Below are 24,405 nucleotides of genomic sequence, written 5' to 3' on the forward strand. Positions count from 1 at the left end.
GAGGCTTGCAATCTCTCTCATATCGCTCCTACTCATCGGCATCTTGGCTGCCGCCCATCGCTTCGTTGATCAGGTCGTCGGCCGCTTCCGAGAGCAGGAAGTCGTGCGCCTCTCCCTGGACCGCTTCCCTCCCGATCTCCAGCATCACGGGTATGGCGAGCGGTGAGATATGATCGAGCCGTCTGTGGGTGATGTGCCCCTTGATTCGGTTGAGCATAGACCCGAGCCGGCCGATGTCCAGAAGTCCCGTCGCGGCGTCGTTGCGCGTTGCCTCAAGCAGGATGTGGTCCGGCTCGTGCGCCCGCAATACGTCGTAAATGAGATCGGCCGAAACGGTAATCTGCCGCCCGGTCTTTTCCTTGCCCGGATGGCGCTGGTCGATCAATCCGGCGACGACGGCGCAGTTGCGGAAGGTGCGTTTCAAAAGGAAGGACTCGTTCAGCCAGGCCTCGAGGTCGTCGCCGAGCATGTCTTCGTCGAAGAGCTGCGCGAGCGACGGGCGACGGGCCCGGAAGGCGCTGCTGAGATCGTCGAGCCCCCAGACGGCGAGCGAGTAGTCGGTGGCGACGAAGCCGAGCGGTTTCAAGCCGGCGCGGTCGAGGCGGCGGGTCAAGAGCATGCCGAGCGTCTGGTGGGCGAGCCGCCCTTCGAAGGCGTAGATCACCATGTAATGACGACTGCCGCGCGGGAAGGTTTCGATCAGCAGCTCGTCCTCGCGCGGCAGCACCGAGACGTCCTTCTGCAGCGCCAGCCAGTCACGCACCTGGTCGGGTAACGAGGCGCGGCGCGCGGCATCGGCAAGCATCTTGCGAACTTGCGCCGCGAGGTATGTGGAAAGTGGAAATTTGCCGCCGGCATAGGTCGGCACCTTCGGGTCGAAGGAAAAGGCCTGAGAGACGAGGCACTCGTTCTCGCGGATTCCCTCGAAGCGGACCACCTTGCCGGAAAAGAGGAATGTGTCGCCCGGCGACAGCATTTCGAGGAAATATTCCTCCACCTTGCCGAGCGTCATGCCGCCGCGGCCAAGCGAGCGGCGCGCGTTGCGCTTGACCATGCGCACGTTCAGCATCGGGGATTCGACGATGGTTCCGACATTGAGGCGGTATTGCTGGGCGACCATCGGGTTCGATACCCGCCAGAGCCCGTCTTTAGTCTTGCGGATGCGGGCGTAGCGCTCGTAGGTGCGAAGCGCATAGCCGCCGGTGGCGACGAAATCGACGATGCGCTCGAAAGTCTCCCAGGAAAGGTCCGCGTAGGGTGCCGCGCTGGTGATTTCGCGATGAAGATCGAGGACATCGAAGGGCTTCGCGCAGGCAACTCCCAGGATATGTTGGGCGAGCACGTCGAGTGCGCCTCGGCCAACGGGCGGCGTATCCTGCGCGCCGACATAGTTGGCGTCGAGCGCCGCCTGGCATTCCATCACTTCGAAGCGGTTGGCAGGCACGAGGATCGCCCGGCTGGGCTCGTCCATGCGGTGATTGGCTCGGCCGATACGCTGGGCAAGGCGGCTCGCCCCCTTCGGTGCACCGACATGGACCACCAGATCGACATCGCCCCAGTCGATACCGAGATCGAGCGTCGAGGTGGCGACGACGGCGCGCAGCCGGTTTTCCGACATGGCCGCCTCCACCCTGCGGCGCTGCGCGACATCGAGCGAACCATGATGAAGCGCGATCGCCAGGTTGTCGTCGTTGATCTTCCAGAGCTCCTGGAACAGCATTTCCGCCTGGCTGCGGGTGTTGACGAAAAGCAGCGTCGTGCCGTGATCCTTGATCGTGGCATAGACGTCGGCGATCGCATAACGCGCCGAATGTCCGGCCCAGGGCACGTGCTCGTCGGTGCGCAGGATCGAAATTTCCGGCTTCGCGCCGCCGGAAACGGTAATCAGTCCGGCGTGGTTCTCCCGTTCTTCGCTCTGGGCCACGAGCCAGCGCTGCAGGTCCATTGGCTCGGCGACGGTTGCGGAAAGGCCGATCGTCTGAAGGTCGGGTGCGAGCCGGCGCAGTCGTGCAAGACCGAGCGAGAGCAGATGCCCGCGTTTTGAGGTCACCAGCGAGTGCAGCTCGTCGAGCACGACGTAGCGCAGATCCTTGAAGAAGCGCTCCGCTTCGCCATTGGCGATGAGGAGAGCCAGCTGCTCAGGCGTGGTCAGCAGGATATCGGGCGGATTGAGCCTCTGGCGCTGTCGCTTGCCCTGCGGCGTGTCGCCCGTCCGGTTCTCGATCCTGACCGACAGGCCCATCTCGGAGACGGGCTTCATCAGGTTGCGCTCGATGTCAACCGCGAGCGCCTTCAGCGGCGATATGTAGAGGGTGTGAATGCCGATGAAGGGTGAGCCTGGTGGGATCTTGCCGCGTCGGGTAAGCGCGACCAGCGACGGCAGAAATCCGGCAAGCGTCTTGCCCGCACCGGTCGGTGCGATCAGAAGCGTGCTTTCTCCCGCCTCCGCACGGGACAGCAGCTCGAGCTGGTGGGCGCGGGGTCGCCAGCCCTTCTCGGCGAACCACCGGAGAAACGGCGCCGGCAACGTCAGCGCGTCGCTTTCCGGCAATGGAGAATCGATCCTGTTCACGGGGAACAAAAGTAGATCATGTTCGGGAAAAGAGAAGCCTGCGCATGGGCATTGCCGGAGACAACCTGCCTCTGTGTCGGCTGCCGCGTGCCAAGACCCCTCAGTTAAAGCGCGATGTAACGATCGGCGCGGTGGTTGATGGCCACGAACAGGTTGAGGACGACCGCGCCGAGCACCGACCAGATGACGACGGACGGCGTCGTCACGGCAAAGGCGGTGGCGAGCACGACCATGTCGATCGCAAGCTGCACCAGCCCGGCGCGAATGCCGAAGCGCTCCTGCAGATAGATGCCCAATATGCCGACGCCGCCGAGGCTCGCGCGGTGTCGGTAGAGCGCCAGCAGCCCGTATCCAAGCAGCAGGCCGCCGAGGAGCGCGGCCCAGGCCGGATGGATTCCGCCAACCTGAAACAGGCGCGACTGCATGTCGGTCAGGAACGACGTCAACGCGATGGCGATGAATGTCTTGACGGTGAAGGCCGGCCCGAGCCGCTTTAGCGAGAGATAGAAGAACGGCAGGTTGAGAAGAAAGAAGGCAAGGCCAAAGTTCACGCCGATGGCGTAATGCAGCAGGAACGCGACGCCGGCGGTGCTGCCGGTCAGAAGTCCGGCACTCGCGAGGAAATAGAGCCCGAGCGCGGCGACGAGGCTGCCGGAAAAGATGCCCTGCACGTCCTCGACAGGCGTATGCCGGGTGGGGCTGGTATTCCAGAGACCGAAGACGCTGCTGATATGTGCCATGACGAAACCCCTATCGCGAGGCCATCAGCATTGCTGCAACGCACAAAAATATTCAAGAAAAATATGTAAGTAATGCTGACCTATTTTCGCGTGGCAGCTTTGCGCCCTATGCAGGCTTCCGCGCGAGAAAGAGAATTCCCGCGATCGGCTTTCCGGCATCCGTGCGAATGACCGTGCGCTCCGTTGCGATCAGCAAAAATCCGCGTTCGGCGCAGAGACCGACGATATAGGGTTCGGAATGCGCGTAGCGCAGCGACGGCCGGAGGGTGAAACCTTCATCCGTTGCAGCGTCCTCGACCGAAAAGGCGAAGAGACCGCCGTGCGCGAGCAGTCGGTCGGCAATCACGAAGACAGTTTCGAGATTGCCGAGATACATCAACACATCCGCCGCACTGACGAGATCGGACCTTTCAGGCGGCAAAGCGCCGAACGCGCCCGACTCCTCTGGCGCAAGCGACAGGTCCGCCTGCGCCAGACGGTCGTAGGTCGCCTTTGCCTCGGCCTTGGCCAGCATGTTGGCGGAGAGGTCGAAGCCTTCGAGATAGTCACAGCGATGGCGGATGCGCTCGCCGAAGAGGCCGGTGCCGCAGCCGAGGTCGGTGACGTGATGAAAACGGCGGCCGTTGGTCGCTCGGTCGATCAGCGCGGCGAGCTTTTCGGGCACGCTGTAGTCGAGCTTTTCAATGAGCGCCTTGTCGAAGCGCTCCGCATAGTCGTCGAAGAGGCGTTCGATATAGACGCTCGGCGGCTGCTCGGGCGTTTCGGCCGCGCCGAGAAGGGCGAGTTTCAGGCCAGCGCCGAAAATGTCCTCCGGAGTGAGCCGCAGCGTGTTGCGGAGTGCCTCGATCGCTGCCTCTTTTCGGCCAGATTTTTCCTCATAGTCCGCCAGCCGAAACCAGCCGGCTGCCCAGTCGGGCGCGCGTTCGAGAGCCTGGGCCATCAGTTCCGCCGCACTTTGCGGCTCACCGGCTTCGGCGAGCATTTTGGCATAGTCGGCGCGGCGATCGGCGATCAGGTCGCCGGAGGAGAGCTGGTTGAGGGTCATCGACATGACGGCGTGGTTGCGATGGACGCTTCTGACGTCGGCCACGATAAAATACAAGCGGAATCTGAAAGACGGGGCAACTCGCTTTCCGTTACGCCTTGCGACCTCGATGACGGCGGCTTATTTGAAGGGAAACAGGAGAATTTTCGCCGATGTCGGACGGCCTTAACAAGTTTCTAGGGGACACGCCGCTGCGCGTGCTGGTCAAGCTCGTCGTCGTGTCGATCCTGGTCGGTTTCGTCATGACCGTGTTCGACTGGTATCCGGTCGACATCTTTTTTGGGATTCGCAATTTCCTGCTCGACCTGTGGCGTACCGGGTTCGCGGCCCTCGGAAGGGTCGGCGACTATCTGTTGCTCGGGGCGGCAATCGTCATACCCGCCTTCCTCATTCTTCGTGTTTTGAGCTATCGACGGTAAGCATGCAGTATCAGCAGTTCTTCATCCGCAGGCGCGTCCTGTTGCGGGCTGGGGGTTTCCTCTCGCTCGGCATGCTCGCCGGCTGCACGACATCAAACCTCCTGTCTAGCGGCGAAGGCAGCGGAAGCGACCAGACGACAGCGACGCTCGGCTACGTCAACACGCTCCGGAAGGATCGCGGGCTGACGTCGCTCGTTCACGATCCCGTCGCGTCGGTCGCGGCATTGAGCCAGGCGGCGCGCATGGCGCGTGTCGGCAAGATGCAGCACAACATCGGCTGGCGCGACAGTTTCTACGATCGGATGAAGGAGCAGGGCGTCACACTTCCGGCCGCGGAAAATATCGCCATGGGCCAGGACGATGCGGAGAGTGCCTACGACGCCTGGTTCCATTCTCCGAAGCATCTCGAAAACATGCTCGGCAGCTACCGTGGCCTCGGTGTTGCGGTGGCGCAGAATTCCGCTTCCGGGAACCGCCCCTATTGGGCCATGGTGCTCTCCGGCTGACCTGATTCCCTGCTGCATGTTTCATTAAATCGTAGCCGATTTGAGGAAAAACATGCAGCAATTCAAAGTGCTACAGCGTCCTTTGCGCGTCAGACGCGCGGCGCTGTAGTGGGCGGTTCGGAAGCCACCCGTTAGGAATTCGACGATGGCTGCCACGGAAACCCCCGAACGCGACTCGCATGCTGGCGAAGCCGGCCCTTTCCACGTCACCAATCGGTTGATCTTCTCGATTGCCCTGCCGATGACGCTGGGGTTCGTGACGACGCCGCTGCTTGGTCTCGTCGACACCGCGGTAGTCGGCCGCCTTGGCCGGGCGGATCTGCTGGCCGGGCTCGCGATCGGCGCCGTGATGTTCGACCTGATCTTCACGACCTTCAACTTCCTCCGGGCGTCCACGACCGGCCTCGTGGCGCAGGCCTATGGCCGGGGCGACCGCCGCGAACAGCAGGCGGTCTTCTGGCGGTCACTGGTGATCGCGCTTGTCTCGGGCGTCGCCATCGTACTGCTCTCGCCTTTGCTGTTTGCTGCCGGTCTGTGGCTGATGGCACCCGGTGCCGAGGTCGCAGCGGTCACACGTACCTATTTCTTCTACCGGATCCTGTCCGGGCCGGCGGCGCTCGCCAATTATGCGATCCTCGGCTTCGTCCTCGGGCGCGGCGAGGGCTCCATCGGCCTGTTGCTGCAGACGCTCATCAACGGGATCAACATGGTGCTTGCCATCCTGCTCGGCCTCGTCCTCGGTTGGGGCGTGACTGGCGTCGCGCTGGCGACGGTGACGGGCGAAGTCATCGGCGCACTCGTCGGTTTCGCGATCGTCTATGGCCGATTCGACCGGCGCGATGCACCGGACTGGGCTGCGATCTTCGCCCGCGAGCGGCTGAAGCCGCTGTTCGGTCTCAACCGCGACATCATGATCCGCTCGTTCGTGCTGCTCGCCGCCTTCACGCTGATGACGCGGATCGGCACGGCCTTCGGGCCCGTGACGCTTGCTGCCAACGCCGTACTGATGACGATCTTCCTGGTGGCCGGATACTATCTCGACGGCCTTGCGAACGCGGCCGAGCAGCTTACCGGACGATCGATCGGTGCCGGATATCGTCCGGCCTTCGATCGCGCTCTGCGGATGACCGCGCTCTGGTCGCTGGGGCTTGCCGCACTGACGACGCTCGGCTTTCTCGTCTTCGGCGATGACCTAGTCGCCGTGCTGACGACCGCGCCGGATGTGCGTGCGCTGGCTTATGAGTATATGCCCTGGGCGGCGCTGACGGCGCTGACCGGCACGCTTGCCTTCCTGATGGATGGGGTCTTCATCGGCGCTACCTGGTCACGCGATATGCGCAACATGATGCTGGCGGCTTTCATCGGCTATGCAGTCGCGCTCGCTGTGCTGGTCCCGGTCTTCGGCAACCACGGGCTCTGGGCAGGGCTCAATCTGTTCCTGCTCATGCGCGGGGTTTTCCTGCTGATCCTGGTGCCGCGCCGTGCCGCTCAGGCGTTTCGCGCGGCCCAATAATCCAGGCGGCTATCGCGGATGTCGCGGATCGAGGCAAGCTGCTCGCGATCGCAGAGCTCTGACAGGCCCCGCACGATCCGGCCGGGCAAGCCCGGCCCTTCATAGACCATGCAGGAATAGAGCTGGACGAGATCGGCGCCGGCGCGGATCTTCTCCGCCGCGGTGTCCGCCGAGTGGACGCCGCCGACGCCGATGATCGGCAGGGCAGGGCCGACGCGCTTGCGCATCCGCGCGAGCACGGCCGTCGATTTTCCGAAAAGCGGCCTGCCGGAAAGTCCGCCGGTTTCCTTAGCCTGCCGCTGATCCTTCAATCCGTCGCGCGCAAGCGTGGTGTTGGAGACGATAAGCCCGTCGAGATCGTGTGCCAGCACTTCTGCCGCGATATCGTCCATCCCTTCTTCGGTGAGATCGGGGGCGATCTTCAGGAAGACGGGGACTCGTTTGGCGTTTTTCCTTGCTTCCTCGTCGCGGGCCTCAAGCACGGCTGCAAGCAGCGCTGCCAGGCTTTCGCGCGCCTGGAGGTCGCGAAGGCCGGGCGTGTTCGGCGACGATATGTTGGCCGTGAAATAGCGCGCGACCGGATAGAAGGTGCGGATCCCCGCGACATAGTCGCCGATGCGGTCGGCGCTATCCTTGTTGGCGCCGATATTGACGCCGATCAGCGCCTGACGCGAGCAGCCTTGAAGGCGGGCAAGCGCGGCTCCATGGCCTTCATTGTTGAAGCCGAGCCGGTTGATGACCGCCTGGTCTTCCACCAGACGGAAGATGCGGGGCTTGTCGTTGCCCGGCTGCGGCCGCGGCGTGACCGTGCCGATTTCCGTGAAGCCGAAGCCGATCTTCAGGAGTGCTTCCGGCACTTCCGCATTCTTGTCGTACCCGGCCGCCATGCCGATGGGATTAGGGAAAGTGAGGCCTGCGATTTCTTGGCTGAGGCGCGGATCGCCAGGCGCCGCGCAACTCGGCACGAGCCCGCTCTTGAGCGCCTTGACCGACATACCATGCGCTGTTTCCGGATCGAGAAGAAACAGGCCACTGCGCGACAAAAGTTTCAAGGCATCGATCATGGTAGGAGCTCGGGAAAGACGTGAAGGCCGTCGGCACTCAACGGCAAGGGCTTCTCCCAGATCACCGCATCGAGCGGGAGCGGCCCGTAGAGATGGGGAAACAGCGCGCCGCCGCGCGAAGGTTCGTAGACGAGCTTGTCGCCGAGGGCGGCGCCGTCGATGGCGATGAGCAGCAGTCCGTCCTGGCCCTCGAAGTGCCTTGCGGCCGTTTCAGCGACCTGGTCGCCGGTCGAGAAATGGATGAAGCCATCGGCCAGGTCGACTGGTGCCCCGGTGAATTGTCCTGCCCGCCGCGCCTCCTGCCATAGAAGTGCCGGAACGATTTTGTATATAGTAGCGTTCATGTGCCCGCTTGTCCGTCGTGAAACCCAATCGTGGCCTTGCCGCAAATATTGGCGCTTGTCCACCACGGAAGGCGGATTTCCGCAGCATCCAATGGAGTGGCTGTCATGAGGAAGGTGGTTGCGGCACTGGCGATGGGGCTGACGCTCGGCTGGGTCGCGTTGGCGCACACGCAGGAAGTGCCTCCGGGGCGCTACAGCATGCAGAAGTCGGACACCGGCATCGCGCGGCTCGATACTGAGACGGGCGAGGTTACCCTGTGCCGGGAAAAGGACGGCGAGCTCGTCTGCAGGATGGCGGCCGATGAGCGGGCGGCCTTCGAGCGGGAGATCGATCTCCTGACCAAACGCGTCGAGGCACTGGAAAAGGCGGTCAAAAGCGGTGAAACTGCGATGAAACCGGCTCTTCCGAGCGATGAAGAGATTGACCGGACGATGAGCATCATGGAAAGAATGATGCGCAAGTTCATGGAGATCGTGAAGGATCTGGAAGGGAGCGGCGACGGTTCTACCGATCGTACAGAAGTGCCGCAAAAGACCTGACGGCCCCGGCACGAACCATTGAGATGCGACCCGGTGCGTTGGAGGATGCGCGGGGTCCGGGGCCGACGCTCTTGGGAGGAGCATCCAATGCCGGAAATGACCATCATCATCGCCGATGACCACCCGCTTTTTCGTGGTGCAATGCGCCAGGCGTTGAGCGGCATGGCCGATGCTCCGGGTATTGTCGAAGCCGGTGATTTCGCAGCCGCCCGCAAGGCTGCGGCGGATTATCCGGATGCCGACCTGATGCTGCTGGACCTGACCATGCCTGGCGTCAGCGGTCTTTCGGGCCTGATTGCATTGCGCGCGGAGTTTCCGAGTCTCCCGGTGATGATTGTCTCGGCCCATGACGATCCGGCGACCATTCATCGTGCGATCGATCTTGGTGCCGCCGGTTTCCTCTCCAAGTCTGCTGGCATCGACGAAATTCGCGACGGCATCTCCAAGGTGATCGCCGGCGAAGTTTTTGTGCCGGCGGGTTACGACCAGAATCAGGAATATGAGCCCGAAGTGGCCGACCTCCTGCATCGGCTGCAGACGCTGACGCCGCAGCAGTCGCGCGTGCTCAGCATGCTTGCCGAGGGCCTGCTCAACAAGCAGATCGCCTATGAGCTCGGCGTCTCCGAGGCGACGATCAAGGCCCATGTTTCAGCGATCCTGCTGAAGCTCAACGTCGACAGTCGCACACAGGCCGTCATTCAATTGTCGAAGATAGGCACGGTCGCGGCGGCTTGATTTGGCGATCTGCTGGCTCCTTCTTTGAAACTGCTTTGCTATTCCGCGGCCGCCTTCCCAGCAACGGAGAGCTGGGTCAACCATGCGCGCATGGCCGCCGGACGGACGGGCTTGTTTTGTAGGGCGACCCCGTCGCGTTCGGCGGCGCCGCGCACCTCCGGCGAGCGGTCGGCCGTCACCAGCAGGGCCGGGATGCTTTCCTCCCAAAGCGCGCGGATGCGGGCAATCGCTTCGATGCCGGTGCCGTCACCGAGGTGATAGTCGGCGATGATCGCATCCGGTCTTTTCGCCTGATGGCCGCGCCCCATTTCCGAACAGCCGGCAAGCGATTCCACCGTGGTCACGCTGCAGCCCCACCCCCCAAGCAGTACCGCCATGCCGTCGAGAATCTTCGGCTCATTGTCGATGCAGATGACGCTCAAGCCGGTCAGGGCGTCATGCGCCTTCGCGGTCGCGACATCTCGCGGTTTGGCGCGTTCGCTGACGCTTGCTTCGAGCGGCACCGTGACCTTGAAGCCCGTGCCTTTGCCATGCTTCGACTGAAGGCTGACCGGGTGGTTGAGGACGCGCGAGATGCGGTCGACGATTGAGAGGCCGAGGCCGAGCCCGGAGGCCGTCCGCGCGCCCTCGTCAAGGCGTGCGAACTCCTTGAAGACGGTGCGGAATTTCGAGGGCGGTATGCCGATACCGGAATCGAGCACCTCGATCGTCGCGGCCCGGCCGCGTCGGCGCACCCCGACCAGCACCTTGCCCTTCAGCGTGTATTTGATGGCGTTCGAGACGAGGTTCTGGACCACCCGCCGCAGGAGGTTCGGATCGCTGCGCACGACGAGTGATGTCGGCATGACCACGAGTTCGAGACCCTGTGCCCGCGCCATTGGGGCGAAATCCGTCTCGACACGTCGGAGCAGTTCATTGAGCGGCACCGATTGCAGGCGAGGCTTCATTGCCCCGGTGTCGAGCCGGGAGATATCGAGCACCGCCCCGAGAATGGCCTCCACCGATTCCAATGAGGAATCGATATTCTGGACGAGCGTGCTGTCATCGGAATCGCCGAGGCGCTCGACGAGCGATGAGGAATAAAGGCGGGCGGCGTTCAACGGCTGCAGGATGTCATGTCCGGCGGCGGCGAAGAAGCGTGTCTTGCCGATGTTGGCTTCCTCGGCTGCCGCACGCGCTTCGGCGAGCTCCCGGTTGACCCGTGTCAGTTCGCGCGTCCGTTCTGTGACGCGCAGTTCCAGCGTCTCGTTGGCTTGTTTCAGCGCCATGTCGGCGGCGACGCGCTGCGTGATGTCGGTATAGGTGGTGACGATGCCCTTGTCCGGCATCGCATTGGTTCTGACTTCTATGATGCGCTCACCATTGGCGAGCTCGAGCAGGAAGGGCTTGTCTAGCGTCAGGAAGTTGGCGACCAGCGCCTTCTCCTGGTCCTTGCGGATATCGCCGCGTCTCGTCAGGATCTCGACGATATCGGCGAGCGGGAACCCGACCTGGCCCGCGGCCTCGGGCAGATCGAGCAGTTGCCTGAAGCGGCGATTCCAGATGATCAGGTTGTTGGCATTGTCGAAGACGGCGATGCCCTGATCCATTTGCGAGAGCGCCGTTTGCAGCATGTCCTGATTGTATTGCAGGGCCTCGCTCGCCTGATCGAGCAGCCAGGCCGTATCCGACGAGGCATCATCCATCCGCTGCAGGACGAGCGAAAGCACGAGGCGGGCCGAGGATGAGCCGATGGCGCTACCGAGCAACTGTTCCGAGAAATGAATGAGCGCCGTGTCGGCGGAGGCATTCTCGTCCAGCCAGCGGCCCGATTGTTGCTCATAAGTGTGGAACGAGCGCTGCATGCGTTCCTCGCCCATGTAGCGGGCGATCGTGGTCTTGAGGTCGCGCACGGTCACCTTGGTCTTGCGTCCGCGGAACGTTCTTTCCGTGCGCGAACGGCGGGTGATGAACACGCCGGCCTGGAAGCGCTCCAAGGGTTTTGGGGTCCGGGTCAGCGATGCAAGCACGTAAGTCGTCATGTTGACGAAAAGGCTTAGCGCTGTGGCGTTGACCAGAGGATCGGCGTCCGGTCCCGAAAAGAGATCCGTGAACGGCAGAAGAAAACTGAGGATGGTCGTCGCCACGTGCGAATTGTCAGGCCCGCCGAGGCTTGGCAGGAACAGGAGATAGGCCCAGACGAGAAAGCCGCAGACCATTCCGGTGATTGCGCCGCGGGCATTCGCCTGCCGCCACACGAGGCCGCCGAGAAGCGCGGGCGCCATCTGCGATACGGCGACGAAGGACAGCAGCCCGAGCGACGCGAGGCCTGCGCTGATATCGGCCGAGCGATAATAGGCATAGCCGAGCAGAAGGACGACGAAGATCGCGGTCCGGCGAATGTTGAGCAGCGTCCCCGCCATGTCCTCCTGCAGTGCGCCACGCGAGCCGAGCCGCCGGCGCAGGAACACCGGCATGACGATGTCGTTGGAAATCATGATCGACAGCGCCACCGATGCGACGATGACCATGGCTGTTGCGGCTGAAAAGCCGCCGATGAAAGTCGTCAGCGACAGCAGGGGGACTTCACCGGCAAGCGGCAGCTTCAGCAAGTAGAGGTCTGCGTCGCCGGAGCCCGAGAAGGTCAGAATGCCTGCGATGGCGATCGGCAGTACGAAGAGGTTGATTGCGATCAGATAAAGCGGAAAGAGAACGCCCGCGGTGCGCAGTTCGGTTTCGGTGCGGTTCTCGACCACCGTCACATGGAATTGCCGCGGCAGCATGATGACCGCGAAGGCCGAGAGCACGATGAGTAGGATCCACCGCGCCGGCGGCGTGCGGTATTCGAGGGCGGCGAGGACCGCAGGACTTTGCTGGGCTTGCGCCCACAGGTTCGCGGGGCCATCGAACAGGACAAAGACGACATAGGCGCCGATCGTCAGCATCGCCACGAGCTTCACGACCGATTCCATGGAGATCGCGAGGATCAGACCGTCCTGATGCTCGGTCGCATCCGTATGGCGCGTCCCGAAGACAATTGCGAAGCAGGCAAGGAAAAGTGTCACGAGCAGTGGCAGATCGATGAAAGTCTGTCCGGCACCGATGCCATAGTCGCTCGTATTGATCATCGCGGCGACCGAGCTCGAGACCGCCTTGAGCTGGAGGGCGATGTAGGGAATGGCACCGACCAGTGAGATCAACGCAACGATTGCGGCGACGGCCGGGTTCTTGCCGTAGCGTGCCGCCATGAAATCGGCGACCGACGTCAGCTTTTCGGTCTTGGCGAGCTGGATGATGCGGCGGACCAGCGGCATGCCGAGCGTGAACATCAGGATCGGCCCGATATAGATGCCGGTGAACTCGAGTCCGCGTTCGGCCGCCAGTCCCACGCCGCCGAAATACGTCCAGGACGTGCAGTAGATCGCGAGGCTGAGCGCATAGACCAACGGCCTGCCTCTGCTGGCAGCGCTGTTTCTCCTGGCTCGCCGGTCGCCATAGCTTGCGACTGCGAAGAGCAGCAGCAGATAGGCGAAGGCAGAGGCGAAAATTACAGAACCCGAAAGCATGCCTCGCTCCTCCGCAAAGCAGCATAGGACAAGTGCAGCGGGTTGAGAATTGCCCGGCCTATGCGTCTTAAGTCCAAGAAAGCAACGAGCATTCCGTTTGGCGGTGAAGGCGCAACTCTCAGGGCCGCCGTTAGCTGGATAGCACTTGATCAAATGCAAAGAACGGTTCCCCCTGCGCGACCTTTGGTCTAGATTCCAAACCAGCGGTTGCCACTACTGCATGCTTCCTTGACTGCAGCCGGTTAAGGGCAAAACATGCAGCAGATCAAAGTGCTACAGTGATCCTCTGCGCGCCTGACAAGACGCGGGGCGCTGTAGGACGGATGCGGTTGCCGCTCTCAAACGGGGACTTTACGGAGAGACGCATGCTGAACGAATTCAAGGAGTTTATTGCCCGCGGCAACGTAATGGATCTTGCGGTCGGCGTGATCATTGGCGCCGCCTTCAGTAAGATCGTCGACTCGGTCGTCAACGACCTCGTGATGCCGATCGTCGGCGCCATCACCGGCGGCGGCTTCGACTTCTCCAATTTTTTCATCCCGCTTTCGGCAAACGTCACCGCGCCCTCGCTTGCGGCCGCTCGCCAGCAAGGCGCCGTGTTCGCCTACGGCAACTTCATCACCGTGCTCATCAATTTCCTGATTCTTGCCTGGATCATTTTCCTGCTGATCAAGCTGGTGAACCGGGCCCGTGCTTCGCTCGAAACGAAAAAGGAAGCGGCGCCCGCAGCTCCGCCGCCGCAGGATATCGTGCTACTTTCCGAGATTCGCGATCTGTTGAAACAGCGCGCCTGATTCCCTCAAGGGCGTCGATTGCGGCTTCCGGTCACTCGGAAGCCGCGAAACATCACAAAAATCGATAAACCGGTCAGATAATGTCGCGTGATCGGCTGCGCAAAAGCGTCTAGAAGCGGTGGGCGGTTTACAGCGCCGGGGCGTCTTATCAGACGGGAAAAGGACGCTGTAGCATTTTGAATTCCTGCATGTTTTCGTCCTTAAATCGGCTCCGATTTAAGGAAACATGCAGTAGGAGCCCACCATGCCGATCATGACCAGTCTCAGCCCCCGTTCTCTTTCGGCCCCCGAAAGCGGCATCGTCGAGGTTGTGAACTACGCGCGCGGCCGGGAAGGTGTGATCCCGCTCTGGGTGGGCGAGGGAGATCTTGCCACGCCCGACTTCATCAGCCGAGCTGCCGCGGCGGCGCTCGTTGCGGGTGAGACGTTCTACACCTGGCAGCGTGGCATCCCGCCGCTGCGCGAAGCGCTGGTGCGCTACTATCAGCGCCGGTTCCAGAAGACGCTGTCTCCGGAAAATTTTTACGTCACTGGCTCGGGCATGCAGGCGATCAAGCTTGCCATCGAGGCGGTGACGTCGCCCGGCGACGAAGTGGTGCTGCTGACGCCCGCCTGGCCGAATTTTGCTGCTGCTGCCGAGATTTCAGGAGCGCGGCCGGTTTCCGTGCCCCTGCGTTTCGAACACGGCAAATGGCAGCTCGACCTCGATCGGCTCGAAGCCACCATCGGCGAGAAGACGCGGGCCTTGTTCATCAACACGCCGTCTAATCCGACCGGCTGGACCGCGACGCGGGATGATCTCAAAGCCATCCTGGCGCTCGCCCGCAAGTACGGTCTCTGGATCATCGCCGATGAGATCTATGCCCTGTACCACTATGCCGGCGGACGGGCGCCGTCGTTCCTGGACATCATGGACGATGACGACCGAATCCTCTTCGTCAATTCCTTCTCCAAGAACTGGTCGATGACCGGCTGGCGCGTCGGCTGGATCGTTGCGCCGCCGGCGATGGGACAGGTGCTGGAAAATCTGATCCAGTATTCGACATCCGGCGTTGCCCAGTTCATGCAGCGCGGCGCGGTTGTGGCCCTCGATGAGGGAGACACCTTTGTCGACGAGAACATCGCCAAGGCGGAACTGAGTCGCGACCTGCTCTGCGACGCGCTGATCGCGACCAATCGCGTCGAGACCCTGAAGCCGGACGGTGCGCTCTATGCATTCCTGAAGATCGACGGGGTGACCGATTCACGGCAGGCGGCGATCGACATCGTCGACAAGACCGGTGTCGGATTGGCGCCGGGAACCGCCTTCGGCGAAGGCGGCTCGCTCTTCATGCGTGCTTGCTTTCTGCGCGATCCGGCGCAGGTGGCGGAGGCGGCGGCGCGCCTCAGCCGCTATATACTTAGCCGGTAGCGTTGCTCTCCCCACTCGATCGAAGCAAGCTCAAATCGTCCCGCCGGAGCCGCATCCCAATCTAGCGTACGAGCCGGATTGCGCCCGGATAGTAGATGCCCTTGGCGGCAAGCTCCGCCGTGCAATCCATCTTGAATTTGCTGTTGCCGGTCAGGGTGATTTCCTGAGCGATCAGCCGGATGCACTCGCCGCTCGTTGCGCCATTGCCCGAATATTGCAGTTCTGCAGCGTCGGGGAGGTAGACGATACCGGTCAAGGACGACCGGCTGTTTCCGTTGATGATCGCGGTTTCCACATTGCCATGCTCGGCGACGATCGAGAAGCCGGCCCAATCACCTTCGAGCGACGGCGAGATATCGAACGTCGCAGAACCGTTGATGTTGAGCACGGCGCCATTCATGAGGAAGAAAGTGACGCCTTTCCCGGTCACGTTGGCCTGGCTGCCGAATTCCAGGCGTCCGCCGTCGATGATGTAGTAGCCGGGCAGGAGATTTACGGCGCGCTTGATGTCCAGGCTTTGATAGGTTCCGGGCTTCAGTGTGACGACGTAGCCCTCATTGTTGTTCTTGGGCGTCTTGCCGGTGCCGTTGCAATCACCATTGCCACCGCCGCCGTTGATGAAATCTTGCCCGCAGCCGGATATATTGACCCACGCCGATGTCTTCGGCAGGGCTTTTCTCTTGAACGGGTCGGGCACGCGCGACGCGCTTTCCATCGCCTTGTCGCAAGCAAGTTCGACCGATTGCGGCGCAGTGTAAATGGCGCCGGCGGCGTAGAGACACTCCGCCTTGAGCTTGCCTGTGCCGCCGACATAGATCGATTGCTCGTCGTTGGAGTCCGAGATGACGGTGCATCCGGTCAGATCGACGGCTGCGCTGCCGCTGACTTCGAATGCCCGGTCCGCCGTGTTATGCAGGGCCAGAATGCAGGCTTCCGCGCTGGCCGCGCGCGCAGCAACGGCTTGGCGCCGGATTTCGAGAGGCAGGCGCTCCAGGAATATCGGTTTGTAGTCGAAGCTGAATTCCGCTGCGGCGACGTCTTCGATGGTGCTGCGCGTGAACGCGACGGACAATGCGCCTTGCGTCGGTGTGCCCGCGAGATTGGCTCCCTCGACGACGTTCTCCTGTGGCAGCGCATAGTTGCTCCAGAAGAACTTCCCCGCCGCCTCGGAGGCTTCGCTCTCATCCGCGCCTTCGCCGTAGGCTCGCACGGAACCGAGCGCGGCGGCGTCCAGTGCGGCCTGAATTTTCTCGGCTTCGAGATAGGCGCCGACGAAGTCGAGCGTGAGCCCGACGGCGGCGATGATGGGGACGATCGCGATTGCTCCAAGGACGGCGAAATTGCCGTTTTTGTCGCGGGCCAGTCGTCTCAGCTGGGCATGGAGCTTCGCACGTCTCATTCGTGGTTCCCCCTGGAAGGCCAATATCTCGAAAGGCTAATGCATGCGTTCTTCCGAAAGCGTTATTAAGCGCCCGTGTATTTTAGTAAAATTTAATAGATCGGAGGTTCCAGCCGAGAAGAGCGTCTGTAACTGCCTGGCATGCCCGGTTATGCGGACGGCGGAGTATGCATTCGGCACAGATGCGGCGTGATCCATAAAATTCTCGATAATCGGCAGATCGGCGCTTAACTACAGCCACGAGAATATCGGGCCAAGTCCGCCGGGCGCGCCTCGAATTTACCAATTCAGAAAGCTCAACTCGTCTTTCCTGTCTCCATGTTTGAGGGGATGGAAACCGGGCAATGGCGATATTGGTAACGGGTGGAGCGGGCTACATCGGCAGCCACATGGTGTGGTCACTGCTCGACGCGGGCGAGTCTGTCGTCGTGGTGGACAGGTTGTCCACAGGTTTCCGCTGGGCGATCGCGCCGGAAGCAAAGTTCTATTTCGGCGACGTCGGCAACCGGACGCTTCTCGGCAGGATCTTTGCGGAGAACGAGGTCGATGCGGTCATCCATTTCGCCGGATCGGCGGTCGTGCCGCAATCCGTCGCCGATCCGCTTACCTATTATGAAAACAACACGGCGAACACGCGCACGCTGATTGCCGCGACGATCGCGGCCGGTATTCGCCACTTCGTCTTCTCGTCGACCGCGGCAGTTTATGGCACGCAGGATACCGCCGATCCGGTCAAGGAAACGGCCACGTTGCGTCCCGAGAGCCCCTATGGCCGCTCGAAGCTGATGTCGGAAATCATGCTGCAGGATGCCGCGGCCGCTCACGATTTCCGCTATGTGGTGCTGCGCTATTTCAATGTCGCCGGAGCGGATCCGCTCGGTCGCGCCGGGCAATCGACGGCGGGTGCCACTCATCTGATCAAGGTAGCGTGCGAAGCCGCCCTCGGCACACGCCGCAAGGTCCATGTCTACGGAACCGACTATCCAACCGCCGACGGCACCGGCATCCGGGACTATATTCACGTTGCCGATTTGGTAGCGGCTCACAAGGACGCGCTCGGCTATCTGAAAGGTGGCGGCGAACCGCTGACGAGCAATTGCGGTTATGGCAAAGGCTTTTCGGTGCTGCAGGTTCTCGACACGGTGCGGCGGGTCTCGGGGTGTGATTTCCGTATAGGCCATGCACCGAGGCGTCCGGGCGACGCTGCGCAGGTCGTCGCGGACTCCTCGCTTGCGCGGCTGAAACTCGACTGGGTGCCGACCCACGCAAGCCTCGAAGATATCGTCCAGAGCGCCTTCGACTGGGAGGTGTATCTCAGCCGCAAGAACAGCTATGACAAGGCGGTCTGACGAATAGGCTGTGTCGGAGGCGTCGGGAGCAATGCCAGTGCCCCTGCCAAACAAGCCACGCTATTGGTTGGCCTCGCCGAGCAGGCTGCGCTCGTGCGCAATGGCATGATCGATCAACTGGGCCCAGATGCCCTCATAGAAATCGGGATCGAGGCCGAGTTCGCTGGCGTGCCTGCGCGCATTCTCCCGCACTTCGGCCACGCGCGCCGGGATGTCGGCTTTCAATTTAAGCGGGCGCTTTATTTCGGCCGCGCGATCGATGTAGCCCCAGCGCTCCGCGAGCAACGTCATCAGGGCGCGGTCGAGCCGATCAATCTCGACACGCACATCCGCCATTGTCGTGCATTCTGCGGGGTTCTTCTGCATCGCTCGTCCAGCTCCTGCGGGCGGAAGCCGCCCTGCTGCATGTTTCCTTAAATCGTAGCCGCCCTAAGGATAAAACATCCAGAGATTCAAAGTGCTACAGCGCCCTCTGCGCGTCTGATAAGACGCGCGGCGCTCTAGGGTTCGTCGCGGCCGAACTGCTAGCAAAGGGAAGCGTGGCTGAGAAGAGGCAAAACGGCCGCAGCGGCTTGGCGGGATGAGGAAAAGTGTGCGCGGTTTTCGCCCGCATCCGGCTCTAACCTACAGAACGATCACGATCCGTAGCTTCTGGAGTGGTCACCTCGGCGGGTGATCGCCGGAGAGGAGGGTGCGGTCCTGTCTCCGCCGCCGATCGCCCGCCGATGTGTGTGAAGACATTAGGCCCTCAAACTGGCGCGAGGCTTTTTCGCTTCTAATGTCAGAGCGGGATGCGGGCGAAAACCGCGCACACTTCTCATCCCGCACTACAGCGCCGTGCGTCTTTTGGGGACGCACGAAGGACGCTGTAACTCTTTGAATCCATGCATCGTGCTTTCCGAAGATCGGGTCCGATTCTCGGGCCGATGCGCTAGGTGTCCAGCACCAGTTTGATCGCGAGGCCGACGATGCCGACCGCAGCCACGCCTGCAAGCCAGAGCGCGACAAACCAGAGCAGTTTCCGGCCTGTGCCGCCCGCCCGCATCAATGGTAGCCCTCCTCCGGATCGACCTTGCCGCGGAAGACCCAATAGGCATAGCCGGTATAGGCGAGAATGATCGGGACGAGCACGAGGGCGCCGGCAAGCAGGAAGGCAAGGCTTTCCTCCGGCGCGGCCGCTTCCCAGATGGTGAGCGACGGCGGCACCATATAGGGATAGAAACTGATGCCGATACCGATATAGCCGAGGACGAAGAGGCCGAGTGCCGCCACGAACGGCTGCGCGTCGTACCGCTCGCGAATACCCTTGATGAGGAGATAAAGGCAACCAAGGACGAGCAAGGGAACGATGATGCTGAAAATTGCCGTCGGCCAGCCGAACCAGCGTTGCAGATAGACCGGCTCGAGAAATGGCGTCCAAAGGCTGACGACACCCATCGCCCCGATGGTCGCAAAGCAGCACTTGAGCGCAATTGCGCGTGCCCGGTCGGCGAGATCGCCGCGCGTCTTCATGACGAGCCAGGTGGCGCCGAGCAAGGCATAGCCGACGACAATCGCGATGCCGGTCACGATGGAAAAGGGCGTTAGCCAGTCCCACCAGCTGCCGGCATAGGCGCGGTTTTCGACCGGTATGCCCTGGACCAATGCACCGAGTGCGATCCCTTGCGCGAAGGCGGCCAGCATCGAGCCGCCGGCAAAGGCCCAGTTCCACAGAAATTCGGCGCGCTTCGTACGCCAGCGATATTCGAATGCGACACCCCGGAAGATGAGGCCGATCAGCATTGCGATGATCGGCGCATAGAGCGCCGGCAGGATCGTCGCATAGGCAAGCGGGAAAACGGCCATCAGGCCGCCGCCGCCGAGCACGAGCCAGGTCTCGTTGCCGTCCCACACGGGGGCAACCGAGTTCATCATCACGTCGCGATCATGCTTCTCGGGGAAGAGCGGGAAAAGGATACCGACGCCGAGGTCGAAGCCGTCGAGAACGACATAGGCCAGAACGGCAAAGGCAATGATGGCGGCCCAGATCAGTGGAAGATCAAAGTTCATGATGCTCTCCATGAGATTTGGCGCTCGCCGGGCCGTGCGCGACACCGGCCGCGCGGATCGGGCCCTCGTCGAGTTCCGGCATCGTGTCGCGCGGGAGCCGCGCCATCAGCCGCAGGATGTAGAAGGTTCCCGCGCCAAAGACGAAGAAGTAGACGATGATGAATGCCAGAAGCGAGGCGGAAACGGCAGGAGCTTCGATCGGCGCGACAGAGTTGGCCGTCATCAGGTGGCCGTAGACCGTGTAAGGCTGGCGGCCCACTTCCGTGGTTACCCATCCCGCCAGAACCGCGACGAAGCCGGCAGGACCCATTAGCACCGCGGCGCGGTGGAGCCAGGGATCGCTGTCGAGCGTACCGCGGTAGCGACACCAGAGCGACCACAGCCCGATGCCGAGCATGGCCAGCCCGATGCCGACCATGACGCGGAACGACCAGAAAATCACAGCGACCGGCGGATGCAATTCGTCGGGGATCGTGTCCAGGCCTGCAAGCGGCGCATCGAGATCGTGCTTCAGGATCAAGCTCCCCAATTTCGGCACCTCGATCGCGTAGTCGATGCGTTTCTCGGCCGTGTTGGGGATGCCGAAGAGCACGAGCGGAGCGCCGTCGGGGTGGCTTTCGAAGTGGCCTTCCATCCCCATGACCTTGGCCGGCTGGTGCTCGAGCGTGTTGAGCCCGTGCTGGTCGCCGGCGAAGATCTGGATCGGCGCGACAATGGCCGCCATCCACATCGCCATCGAGAACATCGTGCGGGCGCGCCGTGGTGCCGTCTTGCGCAAGAGATGCCAGGCGCCGCAGGCCCCGACGACGAAAGCCGTCGTCAGATAGGCGGCAAGCACCATGTGGACGAGACGAAATGGGAAGGACGGGTTGAAGACGATCGCCCACCAGTCGACCGGCATGAACTGACCGGCTTCGTTCATGGCAAAACCCGTGGGGGTCTGCATCCAGGAGTTCGCGGACAGGATCCAGGTTGCCGAGATCAGCGTGCCGATCGCCACCATGGCGGTTGCGAAGAAATGGAGTTTCGGACCCACACGGTTCAGGCCAAACAGCATGACGCCGAGAAAGCCGGCTTCCAGGAAGAACGCGGTGAGCACCTCGTATCCCATTAGCGGGCCGATGATCGGGCCGGCCTTGTCGGCGAACACGCTCCAGTTGGTGCCGAACTGGTAGGACATGACGATGCCTGAGACGACGCCCATGCCAAAGGTGACCGCGAAGATCGTCTTCCAGAAGTTGAAGAGCTCCAGGTAGACGTCGTCCTTCTTCCACAGCCAGAGGGCTTCAAGAACGGCGAGGTAGCTGGCAAGGCCGATGGAGAAGGCTGGAAAGATGATGTGGAACGAGACGGTAAAGGCAAACTGCATGCGGGCGAGCATGGTTGCGTCGAAGGATTCAAACACGACGTGATCCTCTTGGGGCACTACCGGAAAGCAAGGCGTCCGCCTGTCAGTTGGAGCCGGTCATTTCATCGCGTGATTGAATTTGAAGCAAAACTGGCAAACGTCAATGACAGGCGGATCGCCACGTTGTCACACTGCGGCAATGTTTCGCTTGCGGCATTTCGCGTGCCCGCCGGGATCCTGCGGCGTCACCTATCGTTGAGCAGAGAGCACGACCACCCTTTTGCCGCGATAGGGATAGTTTATCACCGTCTGGTAGCCGGCGACGTCCTTGCTGTCCCGGGATACGACGATCGCGCGCCCATCCGGATGGTCGGCAAACCATTGTGCGAGCCGACGCGGAGGGACATCGTCAACCGGTTTTTGAAGGCGCGCCAGGAAGCCGAGCTCCGCGTGATAGTTGGTGACGAAAGCCCAGTCCTTGTCGCGATTTGCACGCATGTAGGTGGCGACCGGCTCCAGATCGTAGCGCTTCAGGATCGTCGCCGACGCGATGGCCTGGCCGGCGACGATGGCGACGACCATGATCGCCAGGCCCTGCGCCAGCTGCCGGGTCGGGACCTCCTTCAAGCAAAGAACCATAGCAAGGACGACGGCCGGCAACAGCGGCAACAGGTAATGCGGTTGCTTCTCGCTGATGACGGAGAACAACAACAAGTTGGGAACGACCCAGCAAATGAGGAACCGGCTTCCCTCCGCCTCCCACAAGCCTTCGCGCAGCACCGCAACGCCCTTCCAGAATCGGGGAAGGAAGACCCACGGGATAAGCGCCGCGGGCAGGAAAGGCAGATAGAAATAGAAGGGTTGAACGTGGGCGTCGAGCTTTCCGGTCGCCCGCCCGACGGTCTGCACCCAGAGCAGCGCGTAAGCGAACTTGCCGTCTGCCTGCCGCAGCACCGGGATGAGCCAGCAGAGAACGATGACGGTGGCCACGCCCAAAGCTGCAAGAATTCCGAGGTACCACCTTATCGGCTGCCTTAAATCGCTGGCCCAGAGCGGCGCCAGCAAAATCGGGAACAGTATGTGGAGGAATGCCACAGGTCCCCTGGCGAGAATCCCCAGCCCCAGGGACACGCCGATGAGGACCACGGAACGCCAATCCCGCTCGCGCGCATAGACGACCGTGCCGATGAGGGACAGCAAGACGAAGACGGTCAACGTGAGGTCGAAGTAAATAAGGGTGCTGTAGGCGAGAAACGGCACACTCGCGACCATGATTATCGCCGCACGATCACCCTGGTTGTGAAAGGCGGGAAACAGCACGCGGCCGAGAGCGACCGTAAGGTATACGCATGCCAGGGAGGAAAGCACGACCGGAAGCGTTGCCGCCCAGCGAGAGACCCCGAAAATTGCCCATGAGGCATTGATGAGCCAGAAGAGGAGGGGGAGCTTGTGGTGATAGGGCGCGAAGTTCATCGTCAGCGGCTTGAGCCAGTCCTGGCTGAGATACATCTCCCAGGCGACGCTGGTGTAGCGCGTCTCGTCGATGGGCAGGAGCGGCCTGAAGGAAATCGCAGCCAGGAAGAGGATGAAAACGACGAGGGGGAGCCAAACGAGCCTGGTCCACGCAGGAAGGGCCATATGCACGCAGTGTGATTCCGCTGATGTTGCTGCTCTCAACACCATGATCAGAGAACCTGTCTGGTTGCTGTCAAACACTCAAAACAGGGCATCCCGCATTGATCCGTTACATGCACGCGTGTTAGGTCACGCTGATCTTAGGCCGAATCGACCCAAAAATCATAAAGGTGATCGATCCTAATAAGCCGAGACGCGGGATTCGGGCGGAGAACCGCTTGTACTGTTGCTCATCCGGCAAGATAGGTCTCGGCGAGTTCGGTCCAGAAGGCGGCGCCGATCGGCAGCAGATCGTCATTGAAGTTGTAGCCGGGATGATGGAGCGGCTTTTCCTCGCCCGTCGCTTTGGTTCCGAGGAAGAAATAGCTGCCGGGCCGCTCTTTCAGCATGTAGGCGAAGTCTTCGCTGCCCATGAAAGGGCGCGCAAGATCAATGACCTTGTCGGTGCCGGCGAAGCGGATCGCGAGGTCGCGCACGAAATCGGTCTCGGCCTTGTGGTTGATTGTCGCGTCGTAACTCCGCTCGTAATCGACGGTGGCACGCATACCGAAGCTTGCCGCCTGCGCTTCCGCGATCATGCGGATGCGGCGCTCCAGCTCGTCGCGGACGGCGGGGTCGAAGGAGCGAATGCCGACGACGATCTCGGCCCGTTCCGGAATGATGTTGCTTGCGGAGCCGGCGTGAAAGGCGCCGACTGTGACGACGGTCGGATCCATGGGGTGGATGTTGCGCGACACGACAGACTGCAGTGCCATGACGATGCTGGCGCCGCAGACGATCGGATCGGCGGCCTCCTGCGGTTCGGCACCGTGACCGCCGCGGCCATGAATGGTGATCCGCGCCTCGTCCACGGCCGCCATGATCGGGCCTTCGCGCAAGGCGAACTGGCCGAAGGGGAGGTTCGGTTCGTTGTGAAGCGCGAACACGGCGTCGCACGGAAACCTGTCGAACAGGCCGTCATCGATCATGATTTTCGCGCCGCCGAAATTCTCCTCGGCCGGCTGGAAGATGAGATGGATCGTGCCGTCGAAATTCCTCCGTTCGGCGAGCGCACGGGCGGCGCCGAGCAGCATCGCCGTGTGGCCGTCGTGCCCGCAGGCATGCATCAACCCCGGCGTCCTGCTGGCATAGTCGAGCCCGGTTTCCTCGTGGATAGGCAAGGCATCGATGTCGGCGCGGATGCCGATCGAGCGTGAACCGGTGCCGTTCCTGAGCGTGCCGACGACACCGGTCTTCGCAAGTCCGGTTGTTACCGTGTAGCCAAGTGCATCGAGGTGCCGGGCAATGAAGGCGGAGGTCCGCGTTTCCTCGAGACCCAATTCCGGGTGCGCATGCAGGTCGCGGCGGATCGAGACCAGCTGCGGCATGGCGTTGTCGAAGGCGGCGGCGAGCTTCAT

General features: G+C 62.1%; 20 protein-coding genes. 8 read left to right on the top strand and 12 right to left on the bottom strand.

What is annotated here, in order from left to right; translation table 11 throughout:
• Window positions 1–28: 28 nt before the first annotated feature.
• The 3 genes from FKV68_RS03130 to FKV68_RS03140 form a co-directional block, all read right to left on the bottom strand.
• Complete coding sequence (locus FKV68_RS03130; protein ID WP_180940090.1) at window positions 29–2,581, bottom strand: ligase-associated DNA damage response DEXH box helicase; 2,553 nt, start codon at window positions 2,579–2,581, stop codon at window positions 29–31.
• 95 nt (window positions 2,582–2,676) lie between these two features.
• The gene (locus FKV68_RS03135) at window positions 2,677–3,312 is read right to left on the bottom strand and encodes a YitT family protein (RefSeq protein ID WP_180940091.1); all 636 of its coding nucleotides are present in this window, start codon (window positions 3,310–3,312) and stop codon (window positions 2,677–2,679) included.
• Between the two features lie 106 nt (window positions 3,313–3,418).
• Window positions 3,419–4,357 carry a class I SAM-dependent methyltransferase gene (locus FKV68_RS03140; RefSeq protein WP_180941391.1) on the bottom strand — a complete coding sequence of 313 codons (939 nt, stop codon included), beginning with the start codon at window positions 4,355–4,357 and terminating at the stop codon, window positions 3,419–3,421.
• 152 nt (window positions 4,358–4,509) lie between these two features.
• Between FKV68_RS03140 and FKV68_RS03145 the strand changes: the two genes are divergently transcribed.
• The 3 genes from FKV68_RS03145 (at window position 4,510) to FKV68_RS03155 (ending at window position 6,795) form a co-directional block, all read left to right on the top strand.
• A complete protein-coding gene (locus FKV68_RS03145) occupies window positions 4,510–4,776 on the top strand; it encodes a DUF6460 domain-containing protein (protein ID WP_180940092.1) in 267 nt (88 codons plus the stop codon).
• Between the two features lie 2 nt (window positions 4,777–4,778).
• Window positions 4,779–5,282: a CAP domain-containing protein gene (locus FKV68_RS03150; protein ID WP_180940093.1), complete on the top strand. Its 504-nt coding sequence runs from the start codon at window positions 4,779–4,781 to the stop codon at window positions 5,280–5,282.
• A gap of 145 nt (window positions 5,283–5,427) precedes the next feature.
• The gene (locus tag FKV68_RS03155; RefSeq protein WP_180940094.1) at window positions 5,428–6,795 is read left to right on the top strand and encodes an MATE family efflux transporter; all 1,368 of its coding nucleotides are present in this window, start codon (window positions 5,428–5,430) and stop codon (window positions 6,793–6,795) included.
• Here FKV68_RS03155 and FKV68_RS03160 read toward each other — a convergent pair.
• Both FKV68_RS03160 and FKV68_RS03165 read right to left on the bottom strand, forming a co-directional pair.
• The gene (locus FKV68_RS03160) at window positions 6,771–7,859 is read right to left on the bottom strand and encodes a quinone-dependent dihydroorotate dehydrogenase (RefSeq protein WP_180940095.1); all 1,089 of its coding nucleotides are present in this window, start codon (window positions 7,857–7,859) and stop codon (window positions 6,771–6,773) included. The two genes, FKV68_RS03155 and FKV68_RS03160, sit on opposite strands and share 25 nt — an antisense overlap.
• Complete coding sequence (locus FKV68_RS03165; RefSeq protein WP_180940096.1) at window positions 7,856–8,203, bottom strand: DUF952 domain-containing protein; 348 nt, start codon at window positions 8,201–8,203, stop codon at window positions 7,856–7,858. The genes FKV68_RS03160 and FKV68_RS03165 overlap by 4 nt, the downstream gene beginning before the upstream one ends.
• 105 nt (window positions 8,204–8,308) lie before the next feature.
• Between FKV68_RS03165 and FKV68_RS03170 the strand changes: the two genes are divergently transcribed.
• Together FKV68_RS03170 and FKV68_RS03175 are read left to right on the top strand one after the other, a co-directional pair.
• The gene (locus tag FKV68_RS03170) at window positions 8,309–8,743 is read left to right on the top strand and encodes a hypothetical protein (protein ID WP_180940097.1); all 435 of its coding nucleotides are present in this window, start codon (window positions 8,309–8,311) and stop codon (window positions 8,741–8,743) included.
• A gap of 87 nt (window positions 8,744–8,830) precedes the next feature.
• On the top strand, window positions 8,831–9,478 hold the full coding sequence (locus FKV68_RS03175; RefSeq protein ID WP_180940098.1) for a response regulator: 648 nt from the start codon (window positions 8,831–8,833) through the stop codon (window positions 9,476–9,478).
• Between the two features lie 38 nt (window positions 9,479–9,516).
• On the opposite strand, the gene FKV68_RS03180 is transcribed toward FKV68_RS03175, so the two are convergent.
• Window positions 9,517–13,023, bottom strand: coding sequence for a PAS domain-containing hybrid sensor histidine kinase/response regulator (locus tag FKV68_RS03180; protein ID WP_180940099.1), 3,507 nt, complete (start codon window positions 13,021–13,023; stop codon window positions 9,517–9,519).
• A 365-nt stretch (window positions 13,024–13,388) separates the two neighbouring features.
• Here FKV68_RS03180 and mscL point away from each other — a divergent pair, with 365 nt between their 5' ends.
• Window positions 13,389–13,817, top strand: coding sequence for a large conductance mechanosensitive channel protein MscL (mscL, locus tag FKV68_RS03185; protein ID WP_180940100.1), 429 nt, complete (start codon window positions 13,389–13,391; stop codon window positions 13,815–13,817).
• Between the two features lie 244 nt (window positions 13,818–14,061).
• On the top strand, window positions 14,062–15,228 hold the full coding sequence (locus tag FKV68_RS03190) for a pyridoxal phosphate-dependent aminotransferase (RefSeq protein WP_180940101.1): 1,167 nt from the start codon (window positions 14,062–14,064) through the stop codon (window positions 15,226–15,228).
• A 61-nt stretch (window positions 15,229–15,289) separates the two neighbouring features.
• Here the strand turns inward: FKV68_RS03190 and FKV68_RS03195 are convergent, their stop codons facing one another.
• Window positions 15,290–16,627 (bottom strand): TadE/TadG family type IV pilus assembly protein, encoded by a 1,338-nt coding sequence (locus FKV68_RS03195; RefSeq protein ID WP_180940102.1) that lies wholly within the window; start codon window positions 16,625–16,627, stop codon window positions 15,290–15,292.
• A 344-nt stretch (window positions 16,628–16,971) separates the two neighbouring features.
• On the opposite strand from FKV68_RS03195, the gene galE reads away from it, so the two are divergent.
• Window positions 16,972–17,976 (top strand): UDP-glucose 4-epimerase GalE, encoded by a 1,005-nt coding sequence (gene galE / locus FKV68_RS03200; RefSeq protein ID WP_180940103.1) that lies wholly within the window; start codon window positions 16,972–16,974, stop codon window positions 17,974–17,976.
• 60 nt (window positions 17,977–18,036) lie between these two features.
• Here galE and FKV68_RS03205 read toward each other — a convergent pair whose 3' ends face one another.
• The 5 genes from FKV68_RS03205 to FKV68_RS03225 form a co-directional block, all read right to left on the bottom strand.
• Window positions 18,037–18,342 carry a chorismate mutase family protein gene (locus FKV68_RS03205; protein ID WP_180940104.1) on the bottom strand — a complete coding sequence of 102 codons (306 nt, stop codon included), beginning with the start codon at window positions 18,340–18,342 and terminating at the stop codon, window positions 18,037–18,039.
• 678 nt (window positions 18,343–19,020) lie between these two features.
• Window positions 19,021–20,025 carry a cytochrome d ubiquinol oxidase subunit II gene (cydB, locus tag FKV68_RS03210; protein WP_180940105.1) on the bottom strand — a complete coding sequence of 335 codons (1,005 nt, stop codon included), beginning with the start codon at window positions 20,023–20,025 and terminating at the stop codon, window positions 19,021–19,023.
• Entirely contained in the window at window positions 20,015–21,430 is a 1,416-nt protein-coding gene (locus FKV68_RS03215; RefSeq protein ID WP_180940106.1) for a cytochrome ubiquinol oxidase subunit I, read from the bottom strand. The genes cydB and FKV68_RS03215 overlap by 11 nt, the downstream gene beginning before the upstream one ends.
• 192 nt (window positions 21,431–21,622) lie before the next feature.
• The gene (locus FKV68_RS03220) at window positions 21,623–23,011 is read right to left on the bottom strand and encodes an ArnT family glycosyltransferase (protein WP_180940107.1); all 1,389 of its coding nucleotides are present in this window, start codon (window positions 23,009–23,011) and stop codon (window positions 21,623–21,625) included.
• Window positions 23,012–23,238: 227 nt separating this feature from the next.
• Window positions 23,239–24,405, bottom strand: a complete 1,167-nt coding sequence (locus FKV68_RS03225; protein ID WP_180940108.1) for a M20 aminoacylase family protein — start codon at window positions 24,403–24,405, stop codon at window positions 23,239–23,241.

This window comes from Sinorhizobium mexicanum (assembly GCF_013488225.1).
Taxonomy (GTDB): domain Bacteria; phylum Pseudomonadota; class Alphaproteobacteria; order Rhizobiales; family Rhizobiaceae; genus Sinorhizobium; species Sinorhizobium mexicanum.

Coding starts and splice junctions, on each gene's coding strand:
- FKV68_RS03160 (WP_180940095.1), bottom strand. CDS start 7,859: ATGATCGATGCCTTGAAACTTTTGTCGCGCAGTGGCCTGTTTCTTCTC.
- FKV68_RS03155 (WP_180940094.1), top strand. CDS start 5,428: ATGGCTGCCACGGAAACCCCCGAACGCGACTCGCATGCTGGCGAAGCC.
- galE (WP_180940103.1), top strand. CDS start 16,972: ATGGCGATATTGGTAACGGGTGGAGCGGGCTACATCGGCAGCCACATG.
- FKV68_RS03190 (WP_180940101.1), top strand. CDS start 14,062: ATGCCGATCATGACCAGTCTCAGCCCCCGTTCTCTTTCGGCCCCCGAA.
- FKV68_RS03175 (WP_180940098.1), top strand. CDS start 8,831: ATGCCGGAAATGACCATCATCATCGCCGATGACCACCCGCTTTTTCGT.
- FKV68_RS03180 (WP_180940099.1), bottom strand. CDS start 13,023: ATGCTTTCGGGTTCTGTAATTTTCGCCTCTGCCTTCGCCTATCTGCTG.
- cydB (WP_180940105.1), bottom strand. CDS start 20,025: ATGAACTTTGATCTTCCACTGATCTGGGCCGCCATCATTGCCTTTGCC.
- FKV68_RS03170 (WP_180940097.1), top strand. CDS start 8,309: ATGAGGAAGGTGGTTGCGGCACTGGCGATGGGGCTGACGCTCGGCTGG.
- FKV68_RS03140 (WP_180941391.1), bottom strand. CDS start 4,357: ATGACCCTCAACCAGCTCTCCTCCGGCGACCTGATCGCCGATCGCCGC.
- FKV68_RS03220 (WP_180940107.1), bottom strand. CDS start 23,011: ATGGCCCTTCCTGCGTGGACCAGGCTCGTTTGGCTCCCCCTCGTCGTT.
- FKV68_RS03165 (WP_180940096.1), bottom strand. CDS start 8,203: ATGAACGCTACTATATACAAAATCGTTCCGGCACTTCTATGGCAGGAG.
- FKV68_RS03205 (WP_180940104.1), bottom strand. CDS start 18,342: ATGCAGAAGAACCCCGCAGAATGCACGACAATGGCGGATGTGCGTGTC.
- mscL (WP_180940100.1), top strand. CDS start 13,389: ATGCTGAACGAATTCAAGGAGTTTATTGCCCGCGGCAACGTAATGGAT.
- FKV68_RS03150 (WP_180940093.1), top strand. CDS start 4,779: ATGCAGTATCAGCAGTTCTTCATCCGCAGGCGCGTCCTGTTGCGGGCT.
- FKV68_RS03225 (WP_180940108.1), bottom strand. CDS start 24,405: ATGAAGCTCGCCGCCGCCTTCGACAACGCCATGCCGCAGCTGGTCTCG.
- FKV68_RS03135 (WP_180940091.1), bottom strand. CDS start 3,312: ATGGCACATATCAGCAGCGTCTTCGGTCTCTGGAATACCAGCCCCACC.
- FKV68_RS03195 (WP_180940102.1), bottom strand. CDS start 16,627: ATGAGACGTGCGAAGCTCCATGCCCAGCTGAGACGACTGGCCCGCGAC.
- FKV68_RS03145 (WP_180940092.1), top strand. CDS start 4,510: ATGTCGGACGGCCTTAACAAGTTTCTAGGGGACACGCCGCTGCGCGTG.